Origin of the sequence: Pseudomonas sp. Os17, assembly GCF_001547895.1 — a bacterium.
Taxonomy (GTDB): Bacteria; Pseudomonadota; Gammaproteobacteria; order Pseudomonadales; family Pseudomonadaceae; genus Aquipseudomonas.
The window spans coordinates 6,125,791-6,150,626 of record NZ_AP014627.1 but is presented as its reverse complement, the minus strand read 5'-3'; the positions used below and the strand labels follow the sequence as shown (position 1 = coordinate 6,150,626).

23 protein-coding genes are annotated in these 24,836 nt (G+C 60.9%); 13 read left to right on the top strand and 10 right to left on the bottom strand.

The genetic code is table 11. From position 1 onward, the window contains the following. Position 1 precedes the first annotated feature (1 nt). From rpmD to bfr, 11 genes are all read left to right on the top strand, one after another. A complete protein-coding gene (gene rpmD, locus POS17_RS27215; RefSeq protein WP_003176408.1) occupies positions 2–178 on the top strand; it encodes a 50S ribosomal protein L30 in 177 nt (58 codons plus the stop codon). A 3-nt stretch (positions 179–181) separates the two neighbouring features. After that, positions 182–616: a 50S ribosomal protein L15 gene (gene rplO, locus POS17_RS27210; protein ID WP_007924183.1), complete on the top strand. Its 435-nt coding sequence runs from the start codon at positions 182–184 to the stop codon at positions 614–616. Next, on the top strand, positions 617–1,945 hold the full coding sequence (gene secY / locus POS17_RS27205; RefSeq protein WP_007924182.1) for a preprotein translocase subunit SecY: 1,329 nt from the start codon (positions 617–619) through the stop codon (positions 1,943–1,945). A 24-nt stretch (positions 1,946–1,969) separates the two neighbouring features. Further along, positions 1,970–2,086, top strand: a complete 117-nt coding sequence (gene rpmJ, locus POS17_RS31995; protein WP_002555468.1) for a 50S ribosomal protein L36 — start codon at positions 1,970–1,972, stop codon at positions 2,084–2,086. Between the two features lie 130 nt (positions 2,087–2,216). After that, on the top strand, positions 2,217–2,573 hold the full coding sequence (rpsM, locus tag POS17_RS27200) for a 30S ribosomal protein S13 (RefSeq protein ID WP_003186020.1): 357 nt from the start codon (positions 2,217–2,219) through the stop codon (positions 2,571–2,573). 30 nt (positions 2,574–2,603) lie between these two features. Then, positions 2,604–2,993, top strand: coding sequence for a 30S ribosomal protein S11 (gene rpsK / locus POS17_RS27195; protein ID WP_007924177.1), 390 nt, complete (start codon positions 2,604–2,606; stop codon positions 2,991–2,993). 18 nt (positions 2,994–3,011) lie between these two features. Continuing rightward, on the top strand, positions 3,012–3,632 hold the full coding sequence (gene rpsD / locus POS17_RS27190; protein WP_011063772.1) for a 30S ribosomal protein S4: 621 nt from the start codon (positions 3,012–3,014) through the stop codon (positions 3,630–3,632). 22 nt (positions 3,633–3,654) lie between these two features. Next, positions 3,655–4,656, top strand: a complete 1,002-nt coding sequence (locus tag POS17_RS27185; protein WP_007970428.1) for a DNA-directed RNA polymerase subunit alpha — start codon at positions 3,655–3,657, stop codon at positions 4,654–4,656. A 42-nt stretch (positions 4,657–4,698) separates the two neighbouring features. Then, positions 4,699–5,085: a 50S ribosomal protein L17 gene (gene rplQ, locus POS17_RS27180; protein ID WP_007924175.1), complete on the top strand. Its 387-nt coding sequence runs from the start codon at positions 4,699–4,701 to the stop codon at positions 5,083–5,085. A gap of 176 nt (positions 5,086–5,261) precedes the next feature. Next, the gene (locus tag POS17_RS27175) at positions 5,262–6,710 is read left to right on the top strand and encodes a catalase (RefSeq protein ID WP_060841336.1); all 1,449 of its coding nucleotides are present in this window, start codon (positions 5,262–5,264) and stop codon (positions 6,708–6,710) included. A gap of 155 nt (positions 6,711–6,865) precedes the next feature. Continuing rightward, positions 6,866–7,330: a bacterioferritin gene (gene bfr, locus POS17_RS27170; protein ID WP_060841335.1), complete on the top strand. Its 465-nt coding sequence runs from the start codon at positions 6,866–6,868 to the stop codon at positions 7,328–7,330. Between the two features lie 116 nt (positions 7,331–7,446). Here bfr and uvrA read toward each other — a convergent pair whose 3' ends face one another. Then, on the bottom strand, positions 7,447–10,281 hold the full coding sequence (gene uvrA / locus POS17_RS27165) for an excinuclease ABC subunit UvrA (protein ID WP_060841334.1): 2,835 nt from the start codon (positions 10,279–10,281) through the stop codon (positions 7,447–7,449). A 178-nt stretch (positions 10,282–10,459) separates the two neighbouring features. Between uvrA and POS17_RS27160 the strand changes: the two genes are divergently transcribed. Further along, entirely contained in the window at positions 10,460–11,854 is a 1,395-nt protein-coding gene (locus POS17_RS27160) for an MFS transporter (RefSeq protein WP_060841333.1), read from the top strand. Between the two features lie 9 nt (positions 11,855–11,863). Continuing rightward, positions 11,864–12,373, top strand: coding sequence for a single-stranded DNA-binding protein (locus POS17_RS27155; RefSeq protein WP_011063767.1), 510 nt, complete (start codon positions 11,864–11,866; stop codon positions 12,371–12,373). An 83-nt stretch (positions 12,374–12,456) separates the two neighbouring features. On the opposite strand, the gene POS17_RS27150 is transcribed toward POS17_RS27155, so the two are convergent. The 9 genes from POS17_RS27150 to POS17_RS27110 all read right to left on the bottom strand — a co-directional run bounded on the left by POS17_RS27150 (position 12,457) and on the right by POS17_RS27110 (position 24,823). Next, entirely contained in the window at positions 12,457–13,509 is a 1,053-nt protein-coding gene (locus POS17_RS27150) for a hypothetical protein (RefSeq protein WP_060841332.1), read from the bottom strand. 14 nt (positions 13,510–13,523) lie between these two features. Then, the gene (locus POS17_RS27145; RefSeq protein ID WP_060841331.1) at positions 13,524–15,350 is read right to left on the bottom strand and encodes a hypothetical protein; all 1,827 of its coding nucleotides are present in this window, start codon (positions 15,348–15,350) and stop codon (positions 13,524–13,526) included. A 3-nt stretch (positions 15,351–15,353) separates the two neighbouring features. Further along, the gene (locus POS17_RS27140) at positions 15,354–16,640 is read right to left on the bottom strand and encodes a hypothetical protein (protein ID WP_060841330.1); all 1,287 of its coding nucleotides are present in this window, start codon (positions 16,638–16,640) and stop codon (positions 15,354–15,356) included. A 13-nt stretch (positions 16,641–16,653) separates the two neighbouring features. Continuing rightward, positions 16,654–17,595 (bottom strand): hypothetical protein, encoded by a 942-nt coding sequence (locus tag POS17_RS27135; protein WP_060841329.1) that lies wholly within the window; start codon positions 17,593–17,595, stop codon positions 16,654–16,656. A 66-nt stretch (positions 17,596–17,661) separates the two neighbouring features. After that, complete coding sequence (locus POS17_RS27130) at positions 17,662–20,091, bottom strand: hypothetical protein (RefSeq protein WP_060841328.1); 2,430 nt, start codon at positions 20,089–20,091, stop codon at positions 17,662–17,664. An 11-nt stretch (positions 20,092–20,102) separates the two neighbouring features. Further along, positions 20,103–21,290 carry a hypothetical protein gene (locus tag POS17_RS27125; protein ID WP_060841327.1) on the bottom strand — a complete coding sequence of 396 codons (1,188 nt, stop codon included), beginning with the start codon at positions 21,288–21,290 and terminating at the stop codon, positions 20,103–20,105. Then, a complete protein-coding gene (locus POS17_RS27120) occupies positions 21,269–22,714 on the bottom strand; it encodes an alkaline phosphatase family protein (protein WP_060841326.1) in 1,446 nt (481 codons plus the stop codon). Before POS17_RS27120 ends, POS17_RS27125 begins: the two co-directional genes overlap by 22 nt. Beyond that, complete coding sequence (gene eboE / locus POS17_RS27115) at positions 22,704–23,942, bottom strand: metabolite traffic protein EboE (RefSeq protein ID WP_060841325.1); 1,239 nt, start codon at positions 23,940–23,942, stop codon at positions 22,704–22,706. Before eboE ends, POS17_RS27120 begins: the two co-directional genes overlap by 11 nt. Then, positions 23,939–24,823 (bottom strand): TatD family hydrolase, encoded by an 885-nt coding sequence (locus POS17_RS27110; protein WP_060841324.1) that lies wholly within the window; start codon positions 24,821–24,823, stop codon positions 23,939–23,941. The genes eboE and POS17_RS27110 overlap by 4 nt, the downstream gene beginning before the upstream one ends. Between the last annotated feature and the right edge of the window lie 13 nt (positions 24,824–24,836).

Sequence of the window (24,836 nt, the reverse complement as noted above, 5' to 3'; positions counted from 1 at the left end):
CATGGCTACCGTTAAAGTAACGCTGATCAAAAGCATGACCGGCCGTATCCCTAACCACAAACTGTGCGTTAAGGGTCTGGGTCTGCGTCGCATCGGTCACACTGTAGAAGTCCAGGATACTCCCGAGAACCGCGGGATGATCAACAAGGCTTACTACATGCTGCGTGTCGAGGGTTAATCGATGAAACTCAATGATCTGAGTCCAGCGCCGGGTTCCCGTCGCGAAAAGCATCGTCCGGGCCGTGGTATCGGTAGTGGTTTGGGTAAGACTGGTGGCCGTGGTCACAAAGGTCAGACTTCCCGCTCCGGTGGCACCATTGCTCCAGGCTTTGAAGGCGGACAACAGCCGCTGCATCGTCGCCTGCCAAAGTTCGGTTTCGTTTCCCTGAAAGCCATGGACCGCGCAGAAGTGCGTCTGTCCGAGCTGGCTAAAGTGGAAGGCGACATCGTCACTGTGCAGTCCCTGAAAGATGCCAACGTGATTAACCAAAACGTTCAGCGTGTGAAAATCATGCTGTCCGGCGAAGTTACTCGCGCTGTGACCATCAAGGGTATCGCCGCCACCAAAGGTGCGCGCGCGGCTATCGAAGCAGCTGGCGGCAAGTTCGAGGAATAAATGGCTAAGCAAGGTGCTCTCTCTGCGCTCGGCAAAGGCGGTATGTCTGAACTCTGGGCTCGTCTGCGTTTTCTGTTCCTGGCGATTATCGTCTACCGAATAGGCGCACACATCCCGGTACCAGGTATCAACCCTGACCGACTCGCAGACCTGTTTCGACAGAATGAGGGGACCATTCTTAGCTTGTTCAACATGTTTTCCGGCGGCGCGCTGGAGCGGATGAGCATCTTTGCGCTGGGGATCATGCCGTATATCTCGGCATCGATCATCATGCAACTGATGACAGCCGTCAGCCCGCAGCTGGAGCAGTTGAAGAAGGAAGGTGAAGCTGGCCGTCGCAAGATCAGCCAGTACACCCGCTACGGCACTGTCGTCCTAGCTCTGGTTCAGGCCATCGGCATGTCCGTTGGTCTGGCGGGGCAGGGCGTTGCGTTCACTGGTGACTTTGGCTTCCATTTCGTCGCGGTATCCACTTTTGTGGCTGGTGCGATGTTCATGATGTGGCTGGGTGAGCAGATTACTGAGCGTGGTGTTGGCAACGGTATCTCGATGTTGATTTTCGCAGGTATCGTCGCCGGTCTTCCGAGAGCGATCGGGCAGTCTTTCGAGTCTGCACGTCAGGGTGATATCAATATTTTTGCCCTGGTTGCGATCGGTTTGCTGGCAGTAGCGATTATCGGTTTCGTGGTGTTCATTGAGCGTGGCCAGCGTCGTATTGCTGTTCACTACGCCAAGCGTCAGCAGGGCCGTAAGGTGTTTGCTGCGCAGACCAGCCACTTGCCGCTGAAAGTGAATATGGCCGGTGTTATTCCTGCTATCTTCGCGAGCAGCATTTTGCTGTTTCCGGCTTCGTTGGGTGCCTGGTTCGGTCAGTCTGAAGGTATGGGCTGGTTGCAGGACATCTCGCAGTCGATCGCTCCTGGTCAGCCGTTGAATATTCTGCTGTTTAGTGCAGGGATTATTTTCTTCTGCTTCTTCTATACGGCGTTGATGTTCAATCCGAAAGACGTAGCGGAAAACCTGAAGAAGTCCGGTGCCTTTATTCCGGGCATCCGTCCAGGCGAGCAGTCGGCGCGCTACATTGATGGCGTACTGACCCGCTTGACCATGTTCGGTGCTCTATATATGACGGCCGTGTGCCTGTTGCCCCAGTTCCTGGTGGTTGCTGCAAACGTTCCGTTCTACCTTGGCGGGACCTCGTTGCTGATCGTGGTCGTGGTTGTTATGGACTTTATGTCGCAAGTACAATCGCACCTCGTTTCCCACCAGTACGAATCCCTGATGAAGAAAGCCAACCTGAAGGGTTACGGCAGCGGAATGCTGCGCTAATCCATAAGGTTCGAGGAGTTGGTGATGAAAGTTCGTGCATCGGTGAAAAAGCTGTGCCGTAACTGCAAGATTATTCGCCGCGAAGGTGTTGTTCGAGTAATTTGCAGCGCGGAACCGCGTCACAAACAGCGCCAAGGCTGAGTGTGATTGTGCTTCAAGCCCGGCAGCTAGTGCGCTGCCGGGTTGATTATTTGTTATTACAGCGATATTATCTCGCGCCCTATTTCTTGGCTTCCGGGGCGTAGGTAGCTGTCAATTGGAGTCCCACTGAATGGCCCGTATTGCAGGCGTTAACATTCCAGATAACAAGCATACTGTTATCTCGCTGACCTACATCTATGGTGTTGGTCGCACTACTGCACAGAAAATCTGTGCGGTGACTGGGGTCAACCCAGCTGCGAAGATCAAGGATCTGAGCGACGAGCAAATTGAACAGCTGCGTGGCGAAGTGGCGAAGTTCACCACTGAAGGTGACCTGCGTCGCGAAATCAACATGAAAATCAAACGCTTGATGGATCTGGGCTGCTACCGCGGTCTGCGCCATCGTCGTGGTCTTCCAGTGCGCGGTCAGCGTACCAAGACCAACGCGCGTACTCGCAAAGGTCCGCGTAAGCCGATCCGCAAGTAATCGCACCAGCGAATCGACAGGAATTTAGTCATGGCAAAACCTGCTGCTCGTCCTCGTAAAAAGATTAAAAAGACAGTGGTTGATGGCATCGCCCACATCCACGCGTCTTTCAACAACACCATCGTGACCATCACCGACCGTCAAGGTAACGCTCTTTCCTGGGCAACCTCCGGTGGTTCGGGTTTCCGCGGTTCTCGCAAGTCCACCCCGTTTGCTGCTCAAGTAGCTGCTGAACGTGCTGGTCAAGCTGCGCTGGAATATGGCCTGAAGAACCTCGACGTTAACGTCAAGGGCCCAGGTCCAGGTCGTGAATCCGCAGTCCGCGCTTTGAACGGCTGTGGCTACAAGATCGCCAGCATCACCGACGTGACGCCAATCCCGCACAACGGGTGCCGTCCGCCGAAGAAGCGCCGCGTGTAATCCAGGAGATTGTAAAGAATGGCTCGTTACATTGGTCCAAAATGCAAACTGGCTCGTCGCGAAGGCACCGATCTCTTCCTGAAGAGCGGCGTGCGCGCTATCGAATCCAAGTGCAACATCGAAGCAGCTCCTGGCATCCACGGCCAGCGTCGTGGTCGTCAGTCCGACTACGGTACTCAGCTGCGTGAAAAGCAAAAAGTCCGTCGTATCTACGGCGTACTCGAGCGTCAATTCAGCGGCTACTACAAACAAGCAGCTGGCAAGAAGGGCGCAACCGGCGAAAACCTGTTGCAACTGCTCGAATGCCGTCTGGACAACGTTGTATACCGCATGGGCTTCGGTTCTACTCGTGCCGAGTCCCGTCAGCTGGTATCGCACAAGTCGATCAGCGTAAACGGTCAGACCGTTAACGTTCCGTCCTACCAGGTTCGTGCTGGTGACGTGGTCGCTGTTCGCGAGAAAGCAAAAAATCAACTTCGCATTGTCCAAGCTCTCGATCTGTGTGCTCAACGTGGCCGCGTAGAATGGGTAGAAGTAGACACTGAGAAGAAGTCGGGCGTTTTCAAGAACGTTCCAGCTCGCAGTGATCTGTCCGCCGACATCAACGAAAGCCTGATTGTCGAGCTCTACTCCAAGTAAGGGCTAGAAAATAGGTGCATCCATGCAGATTTCGGTAAATGAGTTCCTGACACCCCGCCACATTGATGTGCAGGTTGTCAGTCCAACCCGCGCCAAGATCACTCTCGAGCCTCTCGAGCGTGGCTTTGGCCACACCCTGGGCAACGCGCTGCGCCGCATCCTGTTGTCCTCAATGCCCGGCTGTGCAGTAGTCGAGGCCGAGATTGACGGTGTGCTCCACGAGTACAGCGCCATCGAAGGTGTACAGGAAGACGTAATTGAAATCCTGTTGAACCTTAAAGGTCTGGCTATCAAGCTGCACGGCCGTGACGAAGTTACGCTGACCTTGTCGAAGAAGGGTTCGGGGGTGGTTACCGCTGCCGATATTCAGCTGGATCATGATGTCGAGATCGTTAACCCCGATCACGTAATCGCTAACCTGGCGTCTAACGGCGCCCTGAACATGAAGCTCGTAGTAGCTCGTGGTCGTGGTTATGAACCGGCCGACTCGCGTCAGAGCGATGAAGACGAAAGCCGCAGCATTGGTCGCTTGCAGCTCGACTCTTCGTTCAGCCCGGTTCGCCGCATCGCATACGTGGTGGAAAACGCCCGTGTCGAGCAGCGTACTAACCTGGACAAGCTGGTTATTGATCTGGAAACCAACGGTACTCTGGATCCTGAAGAGGCTATCCGTCGTGCTGCAACCATCCTGCAACAGCAGTTGGCTGCGTTCGTCGACCTCAAAGGTGACAGTGAGCCAGTGGTAGTCGAGCAGGAAGACGAGATCGATCCGATCCTGCTTCGCCCGGTTGACGATCTGGAACTGACTGTACGTTCGGCTAACTGCCTTAAGGCGGAAAACATTTACTACATCGGCGACCTGATTCAGCGTACCGAAGTAGAACTGTTGAAGACTCCGAACCTGGGTAAGAAATCCTTGACCGAAATCAAGGACGTTCTGGCCTCCCGCGGTCTGTCCCTCGGCATGCGCCTCGACAACTGGCCGCCTGCAAGTCTTAAGAAGGACGACAAGGCGACTGCCTGATCGTCGTAATCACCGAACGTTGTGTTTGGTAAGGAATGAACCATGCGTCATCGTAAAAGTGGGCGTCACCTGAGCCGCACCAGCTCGCACCGCAAGGCCATGTTCCAGAACATGGCGGTGTCGCTGTTCGAGCACGAGCTGATCAAAACTACACTGCCGAAAGCTAAAGAACTGCGCCGCGTTGCCGAGCCGCTGATCACTTTGGCCAAGACAGACAGCCTGGCTAACCGCCGTCTGGCTTTCGACCGTACTCGTTCGAAAGCTATCGTTGGTAAGCTCTTCAACGACCTGGGCAAGCGTTACGCTACCCGTGAGGGTGGCTACCTGCGCATCCTCAAGTGCGGTTTCCGCGCTGGCGACAACGCTCCTATGGCGTACGTTGAACTGGTTGATCGTGCTGTCGGCGGTGAAGCTGTATCCGCTGAGTAAGACGTCAGTCTGAAACAAGGAACCGGGCCTAGTGCCCGGTTTTTTGTGTCTGCATGTATTAGATATTTCTATCGTTAACTAATGTGTAATGCATTGGATGTTGTAACACTGGTGGTCAATACTCCTTGTCAGCCGATTAGCCGGCAGTTTCACAGACTGACAGAGGAAGATTGTGCATGAGCCAGACCAAAACTCTTACAACCGCTAGTGGCGCTCCTGTCGCTGACAACCAGAATTCCCGCTCCGCCGGCCCTCGGGGCCCGCTGCTTCTCGACGATTTTCACCTGATCGAAAAGCTTGCCCATTTCAACCGTGAGAATATTCCTGAGCGTCGTGTGCACGCCAAGGGTTCGGGCGCCTATGGCACTTTCACTGTCTCTCGCGATATCACCCAATACACCAGCGCGAAGCTGTTTGAAGCAGTTGGCAAGAAGACTCCGACCTTCCTGCGTTTCTCCACCGTGGGCGGTGAACGTGGCTCGGCTGATACCGAGCGTGACCCTCGCGGCTTCGCCCTCAAGTTCTACACGGAGGAAGGCAACTGGGACATCGTGGGCAACAACACCCCGGTATTCTTCATTCGCGACCCACTGAAGTTTCCCGACTTTATCCACACCCAGAAACGCCTTCCCCAGAGCAATCTGAAAAGTGCCCAGATGATGTGGGATTTCTGGTCGCACTCGCCTGAGGCATTGCACCAGGTGACCATCCTGTTTTCCGATCGCGGTATTCCAGACGGCTACCGTCATATGCACGGCTTTGGCAGTCACACCTACAGCCTGATCAACGCCAAGGGAGAGCGGCACTGGGTCAAGTGGCACTACAAGACCAAGCAGGGCATCAAGAACCTCGCGCCGACAGAGGCGGCACGCCTGGCCGGTACCGACCCGGATTACGCACAGCGCGACCTGTTCAATGCGATCGAGCGCGGCGATTTTCCGAAGTGGAGCGTGTGCATTCAGATCATGACCGAGGCACAAGCCGCGGCGCACTACGAGAACCCGTTTGATGTGACCAAGACCTGGTCGCAGAAGGAGTTCCCGTTGATTGAGGTGGGTGAGTTGGAGTTGAACCGCAATCCGCTGAACTACTTTGCCGAGGTCGAACAGGCCACCTTTGGCCCAAGCAACATGGTGCCAGGTGTCGGGCTTTCGCCGGATCGTATGCTGCAGGGCCGGGTATTCGCTTACGCCGATGCGCACCGCTACCGCGTGGGCACCAACCACCAGCAGTTGCCGGTGAACGCTCCATTGAGTCCGGTAAACAGCTACCAGCGCGACGGCTCCATGGCGTTCGGAAGCAATGGTGGTGCTGCGCCGAACTACGAGCCCAATAGCTACAGCGATGCCCCGAAGCAGGCTCCACGCTACGCAGAGCCGCCCCTGGCGCTTAGCGGTGCGGCAGACCGCTACGATCATCGTGAAGACACCGACTATTACAGTCATGCAGGGGCTCTGTTCCGCCTCATGAACGATGAGCAGAAGGCTCTGTTGATCAACAACATTGCCGGTGCCATGACCGGGGTAACGGCTGATGTGGTTGATCGTCAGCTGCAACATTTCTACAAGGCTGACCCGGCTTACGGCGAGGGTATCGCCAAAGCTTTGGGCGTATCGCTCAAGTAAGTCTAAATAAGAAGCAGAACCGCCCTCATTAGGGCGGTTTTTGCGTTATTTCTACTGGTTTTCTCGGATATTCTTCACTTTTATGGCTCTTTCTAAGTGACCTGCAAGTCAGCTTGGTTCAAACTACCCACTTTCAAGCAGGGAGATTTAGGGCGATGCAAGGTCACCCGGACGTAATCGATTACCTCAACACGTTGCTGACGGGCGAACTGGCAGCACGCGACCAATATTTCATTCATTCGCGGATGTACGAGGACTGGGGCTTCACCAAGCTCTACGAGCGTATCAACCACGAAATGGAAGAAGAGGCGCAACACGCCGATGCCCTGATACGCCGCATTCTGATGCTCGAAGGCACACCGCGCATGCGCCCCGACGATCTCGATACCGGAACCACGGTGCCGGAGATGCTGGCCAGCGACCTGCGTCTGGAATACAAGGTCCGCGCCGCGCTGTGCAAAGGCATCGAGCTGTGCGAGCTGCACCAGGACTATGTCAGCCGCGACATTCTGCGTATCCAGTTGGCAGATACCGAAGAAGATCACACCTACTGGCTGGAGAAGCAGTTGGGCCTGATCAAATCCATCGGTCTGGAAAACTACCTGCAGTCGCAGTTCTGATTGCGTGAGGTTTGGTTGCCGTTCGCGAGCGAGCTCGCTACTACGGGAAACGCAGCAATCCATAGAGACAAAAAAGCCCCTGGCACTGTGAAGTGCCAGGGGCTTTTTCATGGGCCTCAGGCGCGGTCGCGAGTCAGCAACGGCTTGAGGTAATGCCCGGTGTGGGATTGGGGCATTTCCGCAACCTGCTCCGGGGTACCGACGGCGATGATCTGGCCGCCTTTGGAGCCGCCTTCCGGCCCCAGGTCCACCAGCCAGTCGGCGGTCTTGATCACATCCAGGTTGTGTTCGATCACCACCACGGTGTTGCCGTGATCGCGCAGGCGGTGCAACACGTCCAGCAGTTGCTGGATATCCGCGAAGTGCAGGCCAGTGGTCGGCTCGTCGAGGATATACAGGGTTTTGCCGGTGTCGCGCTTGGACAGCTCACGGGACAGCTTGACCCGCTGGGCTTCGCCGCCGGACAAGGTGGTCGCCGACTGGCCAAGCTTGATGTAGGACAGGCCCACATCCATCAGTGTTTGCAGTTTGCGCGCCAGGGCCGGAACCGGATCGAAGAATTCACGCGCTTCTTCGATGGTCATTTCCAGCACTTCGTGGATGTTCTTGCCCTTGTACTTGATCTCCAGCGTCTCGCGGTTGTAACGCTTGCTCTTGCACACGTCGCAGGGCACGTAGATGTCCGGCAGGAAGTGCATCTCCACCTTGATCAGACCATCACCCTGACAGGCCTCGCAGCGGCCACCCTTGACGTTGAAGGAGAAGCGGCCAGGGCCATAGCCCCGGGAACGGGACTCCGGAACGCCGGAAAACAACTCGCGAATCGGGGTGAACAGCCCGGTGTAAGTCGCCGGGTTGGAGCGCGGAGTACGACCGATCGGGCTTTGATCGATGTCCACCACCTTATCCAGGTGCTGCAGGCCGTTGATGCTGTCGTGCGGTGCCGCTTCCAGAGTGGTGGCACCGTTGAGCGCTGTGGCGCTCAGGGGGAACAGGGTGTTGTTGATCAGCGTCGATTTGCCCGAGCCGGATACCCCGGTAACGCAGGTCAGCAGACCAATCGGAATTTCCAGGTCGACATTGCGCAGGTTGTTGCCGCGCGCGCCCTTGAGGGTCAGGGAAAGCTTCTTGTTGCGCGGCGTGCGCTTGGCCGGCACCACGATCTTCACCCGGCCGGACAGGTACTTGCCGGTCAGGGAGTCCGGGTGCGCCATGACTTCTGCCGCAGTACCTTCGGCAACGATTCGGCCTCCATGCACACCGGCGCCCGGGCCGATGTCCACCACGTAGTCGGCCAGGCGGATCGCGTCTTCATCATGCTCGACCACGATGACCGTGTTGCCGATATCCCGCAGGTGCTTCAGGGTGCCCAGCAGTCGGTCATTGTCCCGCTGGTGCAGCCCAATGGATGGCTCGTCGAGGATGTACATCACCCCCACCAGGCCGGCACCGATCTGGCTGGCCAGGCGGATACGCTGGGCCTCGCCGCCGGATAAGGTATCGGCGCTGCGATCCAGGGTCAGATAGTCGAGCCCCACGTTCACCAGGAACTGCAGGCGCTCGCGGATCTCCTTGAGGATCTTGTCGGCGATTTCGCCGCGTCGCCCGGTGAGCTTCAAGGTACCGAAGTAGTCGGTGGCATCGCCGATGGGCAGGCTGGTGACCGCCGGCAGGGTTTTCTCGCCGACCCAGACATGACGGGCCTCGCGGCGCAGGCGCGTGCCGCGGCAGTCCGGGCAGGGCTGGGTGCTGAGGAACTTGGCCAGTTCCTCACGCACCGTGGCCGACTCGGTTTCCCGGTAGCGTCGCTCCAGGTTCGGCACTATCCCCTCGAACGGGTGGGAGCGCTTGACGATATCGCCGCGGTCGTTGAGGTACTTGAAGTCGACATTCTGCGTACCGCTGCCCTGCAGGATGACTTTCTGCTGGTCCGCCGGCAGCTGGTTGAACGGCACCTCCAGGCTGAACCCGTAATGCGCAGCCAGCGAGCCGAGCATCTGGAAGTAATAGACGTTGCGCCGGTCCCAGCCGCGAATCGCGCCTTCGGCCAGGGTCAGTTCGCCATTGACCAGACGCTTGATGTCGAAGAACTGCTTGACCCCCAGGCCATCGCAGGTCGGGCAGGCGCCGGCCGGGTTGTTGAAGGAGAACAGCTTGGGTTCCAGCTCGCTGATGGCATGGCCGCAGATCGGACAGGCAAAGCGTGCGGAGAAGATCATTTCTTCCCCCGGCTCGTCGTCCATCGGCGCCACCAGGGCAATGCCGTCAGCCAGCTTCAGTGCGGTCTCAAAGGATTCCGCCAGGCGTTGCTGCAGATCGCCACGCACCTTGAAGCGGTCGACCACCACATCGATGGAATGCTTCTTCTGTTTATCCAGCTTCGGCAACTCGTCCAGCTCGAACAGCTTGCCGTTGACCCGCGCGCGGACAAAACCCTGGGCTCGCAGCTCTTCGAAGACCGACAGGTGTTCACCCTTGCGCTCGCGAATCACCGGGGCCAACAGCATCAGCTTGCTGCCTTCGGGCTGGGCCAGCACCAGATCGACCATCTGGCTGACGGTCTGGGCTTCCAGCGGGATGTCGTGATCGGGGCAGCGCGGAGTACCGACGCGGGCATAGAGCAGGCGCAGGTAGTCGTAGATTTCGGTGATGGTGCCGACAGTGGAGCGCGGGTTGTGGGAGGTGGATTTCTGCTCGATGGAAATCGCCGGCGACAGACCTTCGATGGTGTCCACATCGGGCTTTTCCATCATCGACAGGAACTGTCGGGCATAGGCCGACAGCGACTCGACATAGCGGCGCTGGCCTTCGGCATACAAAGTGTCGAAAGCCAGGGACGACTTGCCGGACCCAGACAGCCCGGTGATGACGATCAACTTGTCCCGCGGCAGGGTCAGGTCGATGTTCTTCAGGTTGTGGGTGCGGGCCCCACGAATCAGAATCTTGTCCAAAAGTGGCCTCGATCGGCGGGCGTAAAGGCAGGAGTATAAAACCAAATACTGGATGGATGCACACTATCGTGCGTGGCTTTTTCGGTTGCCGCTCAGGGCTGCGCGGCAAAGCGTCGCCATATACCCCCTCTACCGATCCGACTGGTAGAATCGCCGCCGGTTCACACGAGGTTTTTCCATGCACGATCCCCACAGCGAACGCATGAGCGGCAGCGAGACCCGCGCAGCAAGCGGCCTGGCCCTGGTGTTCGCCTTCCGTATGCTTGGCATGTTTATGGTACTGCCGGTCCTGGCAACCTATGGAATGGATCTCGCAGGAGCGACCCCGGCCCTGATCGGCCTGGCCATTGGTGCCTATGGCCTGACCCAGGCGATTTTCCAGATTCCCTTCGGGATCATTTCCGATCGCATCGGGCGCCGCCCGGTGATCTACCTGGGGCTGATCGTGTTCGCCCTGGGCAGCGTGCTGGCGGCTAATGCCGACTCGATCTGGGGCGTGATCGCCGGCCGGATCCTGCAGGGCGCCGGGGCGATTTCCGCAGCGGTGATGGCGTTGCTCTCGGACCTGACCCGGGAACAGCATCGGACCAAGGCCATGGCCATGATCGGCATGACCATCGGCGTCTCCTTTGCCGTCGCCATGGTGGTCGGCCCGCTGCTGACCCGCAGCTTCGGCTTGTCCGGGCTGTTCCTGGCCACCGGTGGCATGGCCCTGGTGGGGATCCTGATCATTGCCTTCATGGTGCCGCGCGCCACCGGGCCCCTGCAGCACCGCGAGTCCGGAGTGGCGCGTCAGGCGCTGATTCCCACCCTCAAGCATCCGGACCTGCTGCGCCTGGACCTGGGGATCTTCGTGTTGCACGCGATGCTCATGTCGAGCTTCGTTGCCTTGCCCCTGGCGCTGGTGGAAAAAGCCGGCTTGCCCAAAGACCAGCATTGGTGGGTGTACCTCACCGCACTGCTGATCTCCTTCTTCGCCATGATCCCGTTCATCATCTACGGCGAGAAGAAACGCAAAATGAAACGAGTTCTGTTGGGCGCGGTCAGTACGCTGCTGCTCACCGAGCTATTCTTCTGGGAGTTCGGCGACAGTTTGCGGGCGTTGGTGATCGGCACCGTGGTGTTCTTCACCGCGTTCAACCTGCTGGAAGCGTCCTTGCCGTCGCTGATCAGCAAGGTGTCGCCAGCAGGCGGCAAGGGCACGGCGATGGGGGTGTATTCCACCAGCCAGTTCCTCGGTTCGGCACTGGGCGGCATCCTCGGCGGCTGGTTGTTCCAGCATGGCGGTTTGTCGGTTGTGTTCCTTGGAGGGGCAGGTCTGGCTGCACTCTGGCTGGCCTTTGCTGTTACCATGCGCGAGCCCCCGTATGTGACGAGCCTGCGCTTGCCGTTATCGCCCGAAGCGATCCGCGAAGCCGGCCTGGTCGAGCGCCTGAAGGCCGTTGTTGGGGTAACAGATGCCGTAGTGGTGGCCGAAGAAGCCGCCATTTACATCAAATTGGACACCGAATTATTGGATCGCACGACCCTCGAGCAGCTGGTCAATCCAGCGCCGTCGGCGCGCGAAGCCTAGGAGAACGTTATGGCCCGTGGGGTTAACAAAGTCATATTGGTCGGCACTTGCGGCCAGGATCCCGAAGTTCGCTACCTGCCCAACGGTAACGCCGTGACCAACCTGAGTCTGGCCACCAGCGAGCAGTGGACCGACAAGCAGACCGGTCAGAAGGTCGAGCGCACCGAATGGCACCGTGTGTCGATGTTCGGCAAGGTGGCCGAGATCGCCGGCGAGTACCTGCGCAAAGGTTCGCAGGTCTACATCGAAGGCAAGCTGCAGACCCGCGAGTGGGAAAAAGACGGTATCAAGCGCTACACCACCGAGATCATTGTCGACATGCAGGGCACCATGCAGCTGCTGGGCGGCCGTCCACAGGGCGACCAGCAGGGCCAGGGCGGCATGTCCAACTCGGCACCGCGTCCTCAGCAGTCCCGTCCTGCGCCGCAACCGCAGCGTGAGTCGCGTCCGGCACCACAGCAGGCCGCTCCGCAGCCGGCACCGGACTTCGACAGCTTCGATGACGATATTCCGTTCTGAACCACCGCTTTTCAGCGTTCAGCACCGATGAAAAAGGGGCCCTGCAGGGCCCCTTTTTTATGCCTGGCTGATCAGGCGCAGGCTCATGGCTGCACCCGGCGCAAGCGCCCGCTCAGGGCCACCACCTGCTGATCCGCCGTGGGAATCGGGCGTCCGCTCAGGCCCATGCCTTCGCTCACCAGCACGGCATTCGCCACGCAGCACAGGTTGGACGGCGTATCCAGGCCCTGGGCCAGTACCTGCACCGAGCGTTGCTGCAGGTCGCAGCGCAGCAGGCGTCCGCTGAATCGGGCAAAGCCGCCGTGCAAGGTCTCGCCGGACCAGTCGGGCTGCAGGGGTTGCAACAGCCGGTCGCACAGTTCCAGCACCAGAATCCGTCCCTGCGGGTCCAGCGCCAGTCCGGTGGGCAGTTGCAGCCCGCGAATCAGCACCTCGATCCTGCCGCTGGCGGGCCAGACCCGAATCACCTGGCCGGCCTTGTCGGCGAAGTCGATGCCCTTGCGCGCCGGATCGCGATGCAATTCTCCGGAGAACAGGCTGATCAGCACCGCATCGGTCTGCGCTTCGTGGACCAGGGTCACGGGGACCGCTTCCTGGCCCTGATCCAGATCGGGCAACTGGGCCAGCACCTGTTCGCCGTCCTCGGTGAACTCCACCAGCTGGTTGGTATCGGGCTTGACCGCCAGCCAGCTGTGACGCGAGGGGTGATAGCACAACGAATTGAGGTTGCCGCGGCTGTGAAACACCGGCTCGGGCGGGCGGTATTGCAGGTCCAGCAGTTTGGAGCCGGCCACGTAATCGGTCTGGCTGGCCAGGTAGCGGCCGGCACCGAAGGCGATGTCCGACAACCCCATGATCTCGTCGCGCAGCATCCGCGCCTGCATGTTCATCGAGCGAAAGCCCTCGGCCAGGACCTCGGGCGGCAAGTAGGCGCCGGGGGCCTGGGGATCAGGTCGCAGGCGACTGATGCGACCACTGAATGCCTGGTCCGGCAGGCCTGAGCCAGCCTCCACCAGCAGCAGGCTGCCATCGTCTTCCACGCAGATACCGCGAGGGTTCAACAGCCCCTCGGCGATGATGCTGCTTGGGCACGACAGCCGTTGCGGCTGGGCGGGAATGAGTAAAGCAACGGGCATGATCGTCTCCTTGTTCAAGGCTGCCAGGGGGTGCCATTGAGATAGGCCGTCAGCAGGGCGCGCTGGCTCGGCGACATCGAGCGCACCACCGACATGTACAAGGTGGTGTTCTGATACTCGGGCGATATCCGGGCCAGGATCGCCTGCTTGTAGCCCATGACCGCGTCGGGCTGGTTGAGCTGGATGTAGCGCGACATGGCAGGGAAGGCCAGGTAATGGAAGCGCAGCACGTTTTGATACGCCTGTTCCCAGGTGACGATGCTGCCGGCGGGAATGCCGAAGTCGCTCCAGGCATATTTGCGAAAGTTGCTGAAGCTTTGGGTCAGGGGATTGCCGCCGATGCTGTAGGTCAGGGTGGTGAAGCCGGCCTGAGTCCTGGACCCGGCGACGGGGACGACGCTGAAGCTCGCCGAAGGCTGGCCGGCGGTCACGGTGATCGCGCTCGGCAGCTCCAGGAAGTCCCAGTAGCGCAGGGCCTGATAGACCGAGGTCGCCGAGGCCTGAATGCGGATCAGCGTATCCTGCTGCACCGGGGCTCCCAGGTAACGGACTTGCAAGGTGACCTGCACGCCGGGGCTGTCCGGGTCGAGGTAGGTGTTGCGCTGATCGCTGTAGACCCGGTACGGGCACTCCGGGGCCGATAGGGCTGGATTGCGGGCACTCCCGGGAGCGCTGATGCACAGGGGCGTGCTCTGCACCAGTTGGGTCTGGGCGGTGTCCAGGGGCACGTCGATGATGCCGCCGTAGCGGTAGTAGTCCTGCAGGATCGGGGCGCTGGGCTCGAAGCTCGCCAGGGCGCTCGTGCCCGCGGCGATGGTGACGGTCCCGTAGTCGGCGTTGGGGCCGATGGGGCTGGTGATATCGTCACGCACGGCCCTGAACCTCTGCTTGGGGATCAGGTTGACCATGTCGATGCTCAATAGCCCGTTGGCCACCTCGGCGTAGGCGACGCTGGTGATGTTCAGGTCCTCGTCGGCGTTGATGATCTGGCGGCCCGGCGGGCAGATCTGCGGTTCATCGGCGTAGGCCGTGGCCAGGGTGCCGATGACCCGGCCGATGCTCGGGTTGGGGCTGAACTGGTTGGCGGCGTAATCCGCGTTCAGTTGCTCGGTGGTCAGGGTCGGGCACATTTCGAACATCACGAAACGCAGCACGATCCCGGTGGCGTTGGGCGCTTCGATCAAGGCCTTGAGCCCGGCGCTGTCCTTGTTGTAGCTGACGATGCTGCTCAGGGGGAACGTCAGTTGAAAGGTGCCGCTGCCGTGAAAGGAGCCGGGGGAATCCATCTTCCCGGGCTCCAGGACTCGAGTGTTGACATCAAAACTGCTGCAGACCGCGTTCCAGCGGATCAACAGTTGGGGACTGTCGCTGCCGCCGATCTGCAAGCCGCCGACAAAGATCTGGGTGGTGGTGGTTGCCGTGGGATCCAGGTCGACCATCATCGGGCCGGAATACGGACCTTGTCCGGTGCCTGGCGTCACCGATCCCAGCAGGTACACCGGCTGGCCCACCAGATCCCCTTCCAGCGCAATGTGCCCCGGGGTGCCCTGGGAACTGATCAGTGCGTTGTGCAGGGTCACCACGTGTTCGCCGTAGTGGTTCCAGCCGCCGGCGGTGTAGCGGCTGTCGGAATCGATCCTGGGGTCCGGGGCGTTGATCAATTCAAACAGCTTGTCATCGCTGTAGGTCCGGGCCTGTTCCGCCACGGTGGAGGTGGTGAGGTCGAACAGGTCCAGGGACGATTCGATGCCATCGGGCAGGGTTGGCGAGTTGTTCGGCACGCTGACGTCGGTGGAGATGCCGCCCCAGAAGTTCAGTCGGGGTCCGTTCAATATGCTCATGGTCTATTCCTTATCCTTGGCGACGCTGGTGACGGGGGCATGGGCGAATCTGAACAGGAAGGAGAAGTCGCTCTTGTACTGGCTGTTGAGCGGTGTCGCCATGGAGTGACAGTTCATGCAACTGCTGTTGGGCTGGATGTAGCTCTCCATGGTGACGTTGGCCGACAGCGATGGCATTGGCTGCCCCAGCGGGTTGCCCGGATTGTCCGGCGACTGGGGGCGTTGGGTGGTGATCAACTGGTAGTACTTGAACACGCTCTGCTGTACCTGCGGATTGCCCTGGTACTGGGTATTGATCTGCTGGGTCGCGTCGGCGATCGGGGTGACCCGGTTCAGCGGGTCCGGGGTGCTGAAGCTGGTGCCGGGTTTGGGCGTGCAGACCATTTTCCCGGCCTGCTGCTGCCACAGGCAGGGGGATTGGTTGAGGCGGTCGGCGGGGGCCTTGGCGTTGAAGTAGGAGTAGAAGATCCCCGAGACCGGCTGGTCCACCCACTTGCCCTCGATCCTGGCCTTGGGAGGCACGTTGTCGACCTGCTCGAAGGTCGACCAGATCCACTGCGGGAAGCCCTCCACCTTGCTGATGATGTGCAGCCCCACCAGCCCCAGGTTGGCGGTCTTGGTGCCGTTGGGCCGTCCCTGGCTGTCGAACTTCGTCACCAGGGCTTTCATCGTCAGGTAGCGGCGGCTGTCGTCGGCGCTGGTGAGGATGCGCCAGCTGGCCTTGATCTCGCTGGCGTTGCTGGGAAAGTTGATGTTCTGCGCGGCATCGACGATCGCCGCGTTGTAGAAGTCGTTGGCGACGATGTAGTTGTAGGACACCTCGTTGGCGGCGATGTCGTAGTAGGTCGGGTTGCCGCGCTGATCGATCAGCCAGCCGCCCACGGCCTGGTTGTCCGACTGCACCACCTGGGTGTTCTTGAGCGCGGCGATGTTGATCAGGCTGAGGTTCCTGCGCGGCAGTTGCGAGTTCCAGGGGCCCGGGTTCTTGGCCCCGGGCAGAAAGGTTTCGCTGACGCTCTTGTAGGTCTGCCACACGGTATTGCCCGGGCTGCCCAGGGACTTGCTGCAATCGGCCACCCCGCGCTGCCCGGCCTTGGCCGGCCAGTTCAGGTTGATGAACATCTGCCAGCTGTATTGATCGAAGGCTGCTTGCGAGGCGCCGGCCGCAGGCACCACGGCGCTGGGTGGGCAAGTGGTCTGCGGTCCGGGCGCGCTGGGCTGCAGGGCATGGGCCGGCAGGCTGCCGAGGCCGAGCAGCAACAGGGCGGTGCAACGGTTCCAATGGTTCATGGCGCGGCTCCTGTCACTGCGGGGTGGGCGAGAGTTGGTTCCACTGCGGCCGGGCACCGTTTTTCAACGAGGGTGGCGGGTTGAAGAGCTGGCAGTCCGGTGGGTTGGCCGGGCACATCTTCGCCACCTGGTCCCAGGTCTTGGCCGGGTCCGGCTTCTCGTTGCGCCAGTTGCGATAGTTCTGGCTGACGATCGGTGCATTGGCGACGCTGGCATCGCCGGAGAAGTAGAACGACTGCGGATGCTGATAGGGCGGCTGGCCCTGGCCGTCGCTGGTGGCCTGCTTGTAGAAGGCGTAGCCGAACAGAATCGGACTCGGCTTGACCGGAATCTCCAGGGCGTAGGCCTGCACGCTGCCGTCCAGGTGCTGGCTGCGGGCGGCGCTGTAGGGCAGGTGCTTGATGAAGTCGCGGCGTGGCGGGTGGTTCATCGGCGAGAACATGCAGCAGGCCGGCATGTCCTTGGGCCGATCCTCGGGGTAGGTGAGGAAGTAGGCCTTGTTGCCCAGGGAGACGAAGGAGCAGGTGTAGTTGTTGTTCTTGATCGGGAAGATCGGCAGGCAGTACTTCTCGTAGTGCTCCATCATCGCCCCGGAACCGTCGCCGTCGGCCGGCACATAGTCGTTGTCGTAGTAGCTGGTGCCCTGGGACACGGTGTAGTCGGCAGGCTTGAGGGTGCTGGGCGGGCTGCTGTAGGGCGGCGGGTTGTTCTTGTAGTGGGCGGTGACCCGGTACATGGTCCAGTCGCTGACCCAGGTCGCCGGGTAGAGCGGATCGGCCGGATCGCCCGGGTGGCGCTTGGCGATGCAGTTGTTGGTCTTGGCGTCGCAGCCCTTGTTGTTGTGCACGCCCATGTTGAAGTAGACGTTATCGGGGTATTCCTGGGCCCAGGATGCCTGGCTGGCGCACAGCAGGGTGGCGGCCAGCAGCAGGCGCTTGAGTGGATTGGCGTTCATCTGACTCTCCTTTGCAAAGCCGGGCGACTCGGGTCGCCCGGTGTTCCAGTGCCTGAGCGTTGCGGCTCAACCTTGCTGATAGGCGTTGAGGTCGAGCGGGGTCGGTGGGTAGCCCGTGCTCACCAGATCCTTGGCCCAGATCTCCAGCACCTGGCGCCGGCTCTGGGGCAGGTCCCGGGTGATGGGCATGGCCAGGGTGCTGGCCTCCTGGTACTCCTTGCTGATCAGGGTGATGAACTGCTCGATCGCGCCCTCGATGCGCTGCAGGGAGTTGAGCGGCATGTACTTGTTCATGATCGGGTAGAGGTAATAGAAGGGCTGCAGGATTTGCGGAAAGATGAACTCTTTCCAGATCCGCACATTGGCGTCGTCGAACTGGTACACCCGGTTCCAGCAGTCGATGAAGTCCTTGAGCATCTGCGGCTCTTGCGGCAGCACCCGCAACGGCGAGAGGAAGTCGGTGAAGGCGTCGGTGTAGGAGAAGCTGAACGGAATGCCCGTCGGATCGTCCTGAATGAAAAAGCGCAGGGTGGGAAAGCCCGGCGCCACGGCTTGCACCGTCAACTGGGCGATGCCGTCGGCATTGGTCTTGATGCTGGTCAGGCTGTAGTTCACGGTGGCGCCCAGGCCGGCGTCATTGTCCAGCTTCCCGGTCATCGGCTGTGGCTTGTCGAACTTCAGGCACGGCCTCAGGTCGACGGCGGCCGGTGTTTTCAGGAACTCCTGATAGGTGATGGGGGTGCTTACCGGCTCATCGCACGCGGTAGCCTTGACGATCATGGCGCTCAGGCGCCTGCCGCTGCCCTCCCTGAACAGGCTCGGATGCTGCGAACTGTCGACGAACTGGGGCATGCCCGGCTCGTTCTTCGCTCGCATGTCGGGAAGGTCTTTGATCAGCACGAAGTCCGCCGGGTTGCTGAACGCCAGGTAGTAGTTGCTGGTGGTCAGCATGAAGGCGTTGTTGTACTCGGCGACCCACAAGGTGGTGCCGGCCGGCGCGGGCTTGCCGTTGTACTGCACCATGATGTTCAGCGTCCGGCTGTCACCGACGTCGATGAAACTGCCGCTCTCGATGACTTCCGCGGTCCACATCTGCTGTTGAGCGGCGATGGTGTCGGTGCCCTTGAGCCGCAGCGCCAGGTTGCCGTTTTTCAGCAGGGCCTGGGCGCCGGCATCGAGGGGCAGGTCCAACAGGCCGGAACGCTTGTCAAAGTTCGATTGCTGATACTGGTCGAAGCTGATGCCGGTCAGGGGCTCGAAGTTGCCGCCCTGCTGGACCCCCAACTCATAGTCGCCGACATGGAACTTGGCGGCGACCGGAATAGCGTTGTTGCGGCCATCCAGGTCAGGGGCGGCCGGAAGGTCATGGACAGCCGGGTAGCTCGGAAAGGTATTGCCCAGGTCCAGCGACAGCGTACTGCCGTTGAGCTGGGCGCTGAGCACGCCCAGGTTGACCACCTGTTCCGGCTTGTGGATCACCGTGTCGCCCGGAACCTTCTTGTAGAAGTCCACCGGGGTCAGGGGCGTCAGGCGCTGGCCGGCCGGGGCGGTGGGGAACTCGTTGTTGAGCCACAGGCCCAGGGTGCCGGCGGTGCGGCTGTAGGCCGGGTTGAAGAAGGTTTCGGTCGGGTTGTCCAGGCCTATTTGATAGAGCATCTGCAACCTGGACATGTCCCAGGGCGCCTGGGAGTGGCTGTTGACGATCTTGAAGTCGTTGAACAGGCCGTTCTTGTCGTAGACGGTCAGGTAGGTGGTGAACCTGAGCATCAGGCCCTGGGCGTCCTTGTTCTGCTCCATTTCATCCTTCAGGTTCTGCAGCAGTTGCGAACCGCCGAGGAACCAGTCCACCTGGTCTTTGGTAAAGCAGGTCTGCCAGGTACAGGTCACGTAGACCAGGCCGCCGAATGCCCCCCAATTGAAATCCAGGAAACGGTTGAGCATGCGGCAGCCCTGTTTCAGGGTCACTCCGCAGGTGGTATCGCCCAGGGTGATCTTGTCGAAGTACAGCGCGGTGAAGGTGTTCTGCCAGGGGCTGATGTCGACAAAACGTGCCGCGGTCGGGCTCGGGTTACCGAAGGAATTGCCCAGCAGTTGGTAGGACTTGTTGATCAGCGGATCGTTGTCGATGTAGCTGTCGACCTTGGATTCCCCGCCGATGATCACCGAGCGAAACTGTTGATAATCCACGGTGCCGCAAGCGTTGTCGCCGAACAGGTCCCACTCGGCGGGAATCATCGGGTAACTGTTGGGATCGCCGTTGGTCGGCACCTGCAGCACATAGTCCGGGACATTCTGGTAGGCCAGCGGGGTGATGCCCCAGGGCATCAGCGTCTGCGGGGCATTCTTGTCGTTGATCCCGTACTCGCTCAAGAAACGCCAGTTCATCTGCATCTTCACCGCGTCGTACAGCGGCAGCACATCGTTGTTGTTGAAGGTCGGCGGGTTCCAGAACATGAAACCGTTGAGGTAGATCCGGGGAAAGTTCAAGACGCTCATGGTGGCTCTCCTTAGCGTTTCCACTGGGCGCGTTTGAGCGACCAGACGTAGTCCAGTTTTTGATAACCGACGAAGTCTTTGTCCGGCAGTACGCTGGTGGGGTAGAGGATTCCGCCTGTGTGGTCGATGTTGAACGAGAAGAAGTTGTTCTTCTGTGTCGAGTAGGCCGCGGTGCTGTGGCAAGCCAGGCACGAAGAGCTGCCCTGGAAGGCCGATTCCAGCTGGGAGTTGGCCAGCAGCTTGGGTTCGGCCTGGTGCTGGTCGTACTGCACGCCGATCAGTTCGTACTGGGCCAGGTTCGAGTACTGCTGCTGGAAGCTGATGTTCACCGGTTTGGCGGCATCGGTGGGGCCGGTGATGTTGGTCATCGGCTTGGGTGGGGTGTCATTGGTGACGGTGTACTTGGGATTGTTGCGATTCTCGAAGGTGGTCCAGACCCAGTCCGGGGTCAGCTTGTTGATCACATGCATGCCGCTCAGGGCGGCGTAGCCCACCTGATACTGGCCGGTGCTGTCCACGTAGTAGGCCTGGGAGATGTAGTAGCCATCTTCGGCCAGCAGGGTCTTGAAGCCCTGGTCGGTGCCGATCCAGAACCAGGAGGTCTTCAGCTCCCAGGCGGTGGCCGGGAAATCCAGGTTGCTGGTCAGCTTGGCAAGGCCATCGCGGTTATAGACCTTGTTGGCCACGATGTAGTTGAAGGTGTCCTTGCCCATCATCAGGTGGAAACGCACCAGTTGTTCGTGCTTCGACGGCGGGACCGGGGCACCGCTGCGCATTTTCAAGGCCAGGCCATCGACCTGCTGAACGCCGTTCTGCGGGCTGCCAGCGGTGTCGTTGCCCAGGAACTGGAACAGCCCCTTGGGGTCCATGCCCTGCTTTTGCGCCAGCTCCGGCACCTCGCTCGGCAGATTCTCGCGCTCGGAGTAAGGCAGGGGCTCGGCGCCTTTCAACCGGTAGACCTGATCGGAAGGCTTGAAGGTCTCCCAGACCCGGAGGCCGCCGTTGCTGCCGTCGGCCTGGTTGAGGCAGACGAACCAGTTCCAGGCCATGGTTTCCGGGCTCTGCTTGAAGGTGCTCAGGGTTGTGCTCTGATCACCGTTGAAGGTGAGGAAGTTGTTGCAGTTGAACGGGCTGGTGGTCTGGGCCTGGGCTAGGCCGCTCAACACACTCAGCACGACTATAGGGATGGTTCGCCGCATGGAATCTCCTTGGCCTGAGCCGTATCGTCATTGGGGCGCCCTAGGAAATGCTCTAGGAGCAGGTGCTTTACCGCGGTGGCCGGCAGGTGGTCCGGCAGTGGTAAATCGCAGTCGGTGATCAGCAGGGGGCCCACCTCGGGGGTGCTCGGCAAGCGTCCGTGGCTGCCGCGAATCAGTGAGGTGTCCAGTGGAATCAGGTCCATGTAGTAGCGAAAGCCGAGCTTCTTCTGCAGCAGGCGCCGCGCTACCCGTAGCTTGGGAAAGCGGATCGCCGGGTCGATGAACAACTCCAGCGGGTCGTAGCCCGGCTTGCGGTGGATATCCACGGTGCGGGCGAAGTCCGGGGCCAGGCGATCGTCGAACCAGTAGTAGTAATCGAACCAGAAGCCCGCGGCGGCCACCGCCACCAGCTCGCCGCTGCGCGGGTGATCCAGCTGCCAGGCCCGCTGCTCGGTCTTGTCCAGCACCTGTTCGATGCCGGGCTGGCGCTGCAACAGCGCCTTGACCCGGGCGATGTCCTTGGGCTCGCGCACATAGATGTGGGCGATCTGGTGATCGGCCACGGCAAAGGCGGCGCTGGCGCCGGGATCGAGCAACTCCCAGCTCAGGGAGCGACGCACCTGCAACAGGCCCTGTTCACGCAGCACGCGGTTGATGGAGATCGACTGCTGTACCGCTTCGATGCCGTATTCGGACACCAGCATCACTGCCGCGCCCTGCTGCCGGGCAAAATCCAGCAGGCGTCCGACTTCGTGGTCGATGGCCCGCACTTCATCGCTGATGGACGGATGCTCCGGGCCCAGGCGCTGCAGGCTGTAGTCCAGGTGCGGCAGGTAGATCAGCTGCAGGTGCGGCCGGTTGATCTGGAACTCGGCGATGGCGCAGTCGACGATCCAGCGGCTGGAAGCAATCCCCGCCGCCGGGCCCCAGAAGCCGGGAAAGGGAAACTCGCCGATCTGCTGTTCAATGCGCTCGTGCAGTCCGGGCGGTGACGAATAGAGGCCGAACACTTTGCGCCCGTCAGCCGGGTAATGTGGCCGCGGAGTGATGGCCGCGTTCACCTGGGCATGCATGTTGAACCACCAGAACAGCTGGCTGCAGCGCAGGTCAGGGATCTGCCGCTGCAGGCTCTGCCAGATCTTCTCGCCCTGAATCAGCCCGTTGGGCTGCAGCCAGAAACGCACTTCGGCCTGATCGCGCCAGTACCAGCCGTTGCCGACGATGCCGTGTTCCGAGGGCGGCAAGCCGGTGAGGATCGAGGCCTGCACCGTCGAGGTCACGGCCGGGAACACCGGTTGCAGTCTGGCCATCCGCGCCCGTTGCAACAGGGCGTTGATGCGCGGCGTGGCCGGGCCCAGCAGGCTCGGCGTCAGGCCCACCACATTGATCAGCAGCAAGGGCTGGCGCAGGGTTTCAGAGGGCATGGGTGGGGGTCTCCATGAGCGACGCTTGCCCGTGCAGCAAGTGCCGTTGGCGCAGTTGTTCCTCGACCCATTGCAGTTCCGCAGCGATGCCGTGGAGCAGGGCCTGCTCGGTGTCCGGGCGCAAGGCGCCGGGCAGCACGTTCCAGCTGTAGGTCTCGACCTCCAGCACCGGCTGGAACTGTGGGTGGGCGGCTAGAAAGTCGAAGGTGCGCATCAGTGCCTGCTGGCTGCCATGGAGCTCCGGCAGCAGGAACTGCTGGCTGAACAGGGGCACATGGAAGTGGATCCGCAGCTCCGGGCAGTGCCCCTGCTGCGGCTGCGCCGCCTGCAGCGCCTTGGGCAGGTCGGCCCAGGCCAGCAGTTGCCCCGCGCGGTCCCGGGCCTTGACCTGATGCAGGTAGGTGGCTTCGACGAAGCTGCCCAAGGCCTGCAGCACCTGCTGGCGGCGTTGCGGGTCGCCCTCGGGCAAGTGGCAGATCAGCGCATTGGACAACTGGATCTTGCCCACCGGTATGCGCGCCTGCAGCAAGCGTTGCAGCGACTGGTAGCAGTCTTCGAAGACCACCGCCTGGTGGCAGACGTCGAAACACAGCGCCAGGTACTGATGGTGTGGGTCGCAGGTTTTCCAGCGTTGAAAGAAGGCGATGGCCTGATCGGTGTTTTCCAGGACGCAGTCCGGCTCCATTTCCAGGCACAGGAGGATCTTCTTGCCGCTGCGCCGATGCAGGCTGGCCAGCCCGGCGGTCAACTGCAACAGCTGAGCCTCGGCCTGTTGCTGCTGGGCAGCGTCCCACTGCGCGGCATAACCCAGGGGCACGCTGGAAATCACCCCCTGGGGACAGTCCAGGGGCAGGGCGGCAGCCAGCAGTTCCGCCAGTTGCAGGCTGTATTCCAGGCGCTGCGGCTCGGCCCAGGTCGGCCGATAGACCTCGGCCTTGACCGCGCCCTGATGGAATTGGCCATAAGGAAAGCCGTTGAGGGAGGTCAGGCGCAGCCCGCAGTCGTGGAGCAAGCCGAGGAACGCCTCGCGCGCTGCGGGCTGTTGCAATTCGCCGGCCGCCTGGGCGCTGATCCACAGGCCGCTGTCCTGCACCGCCAGCCCGCGCTGGCGGCGCACGCCCTGGAAGTGCTGCTGGATCGACGCCTGCAGATCGGCCACGCTCCGGGCCGGGTGCACGTTGCTGCAGTAGCCGACCTGCGCGGCGCTCCAACCGGCCCGGGCGCTCATTTGACCACCGGTTCCTGACCGCGCAGGGCCGAGTTGTCCTGCCACTGGCGGCGCTGGTCGATGGGCAGCGGGGTGCTCACCAGCTGTTTGTCCAACTGCCCGCTCTGGGCGAAGAAATCCACCGGGTTGTGGAACAGCACCTGTTCCACCTGGGCCTCGTTGAACCCGGCGGCGAGCATGGCCTGGCCGGTCTTGGGCACCTTGAGCGGATCACTGATGCCCCAGTCGGCGGCGCTGTTGACCACCATTTTCTCGGTGCCGTACTGCTGGAGCAGGGCCACCATGCGCTGTTCCGACATCTTGGTGTTGGGGTAGATCGAGTGCCCGCGCCAGCAATCGCTGTCCAGCACCAGGGGCAGGGTCAGTTCATTGAGGTGGTCGATGATCACCAGGTGCTCGGCAATGCCCACCTCGCGGATCACCGCCAGGGTGCGCTTGGTGCCGCCGATCTTGTCCCGGTGCGGGGTGTGCACCAGTACCGGCAGGTTGAACTGCCTGGCCAGTTCCAACTGCGCGGCGAGAAAACGGTCTTCCTCGGGGGTGATGTCGTCGTAGCCGATCTCGCCGACGGCCACCACGCCGTCCTTGACCAGGTAGCGCGGGAGGATCTCCAGCACCTCGTTGGCCACTGACAGGTCATTGGCCTCCTTGGGGTTCAGGCCAATGGTGCAGAAATGGTGAATGCCGAACATGCTGGCGCGAAAGCGTTCCCAGCCCAGCAGGGTGTCGAAGTAATCGATGAAGCTGCCGACGCTGGTACGCGCCTGACCTTGCCAGAAGGCCGGTTCGATGACTCCGGTGATACCGGCGGCGGCCATGTTCTGATAGTCGTCGGTGGTGCGGCTGACCATATGGATATGCGGGTCAAAGTACTTCGGCATGGTGAGTTCCTGA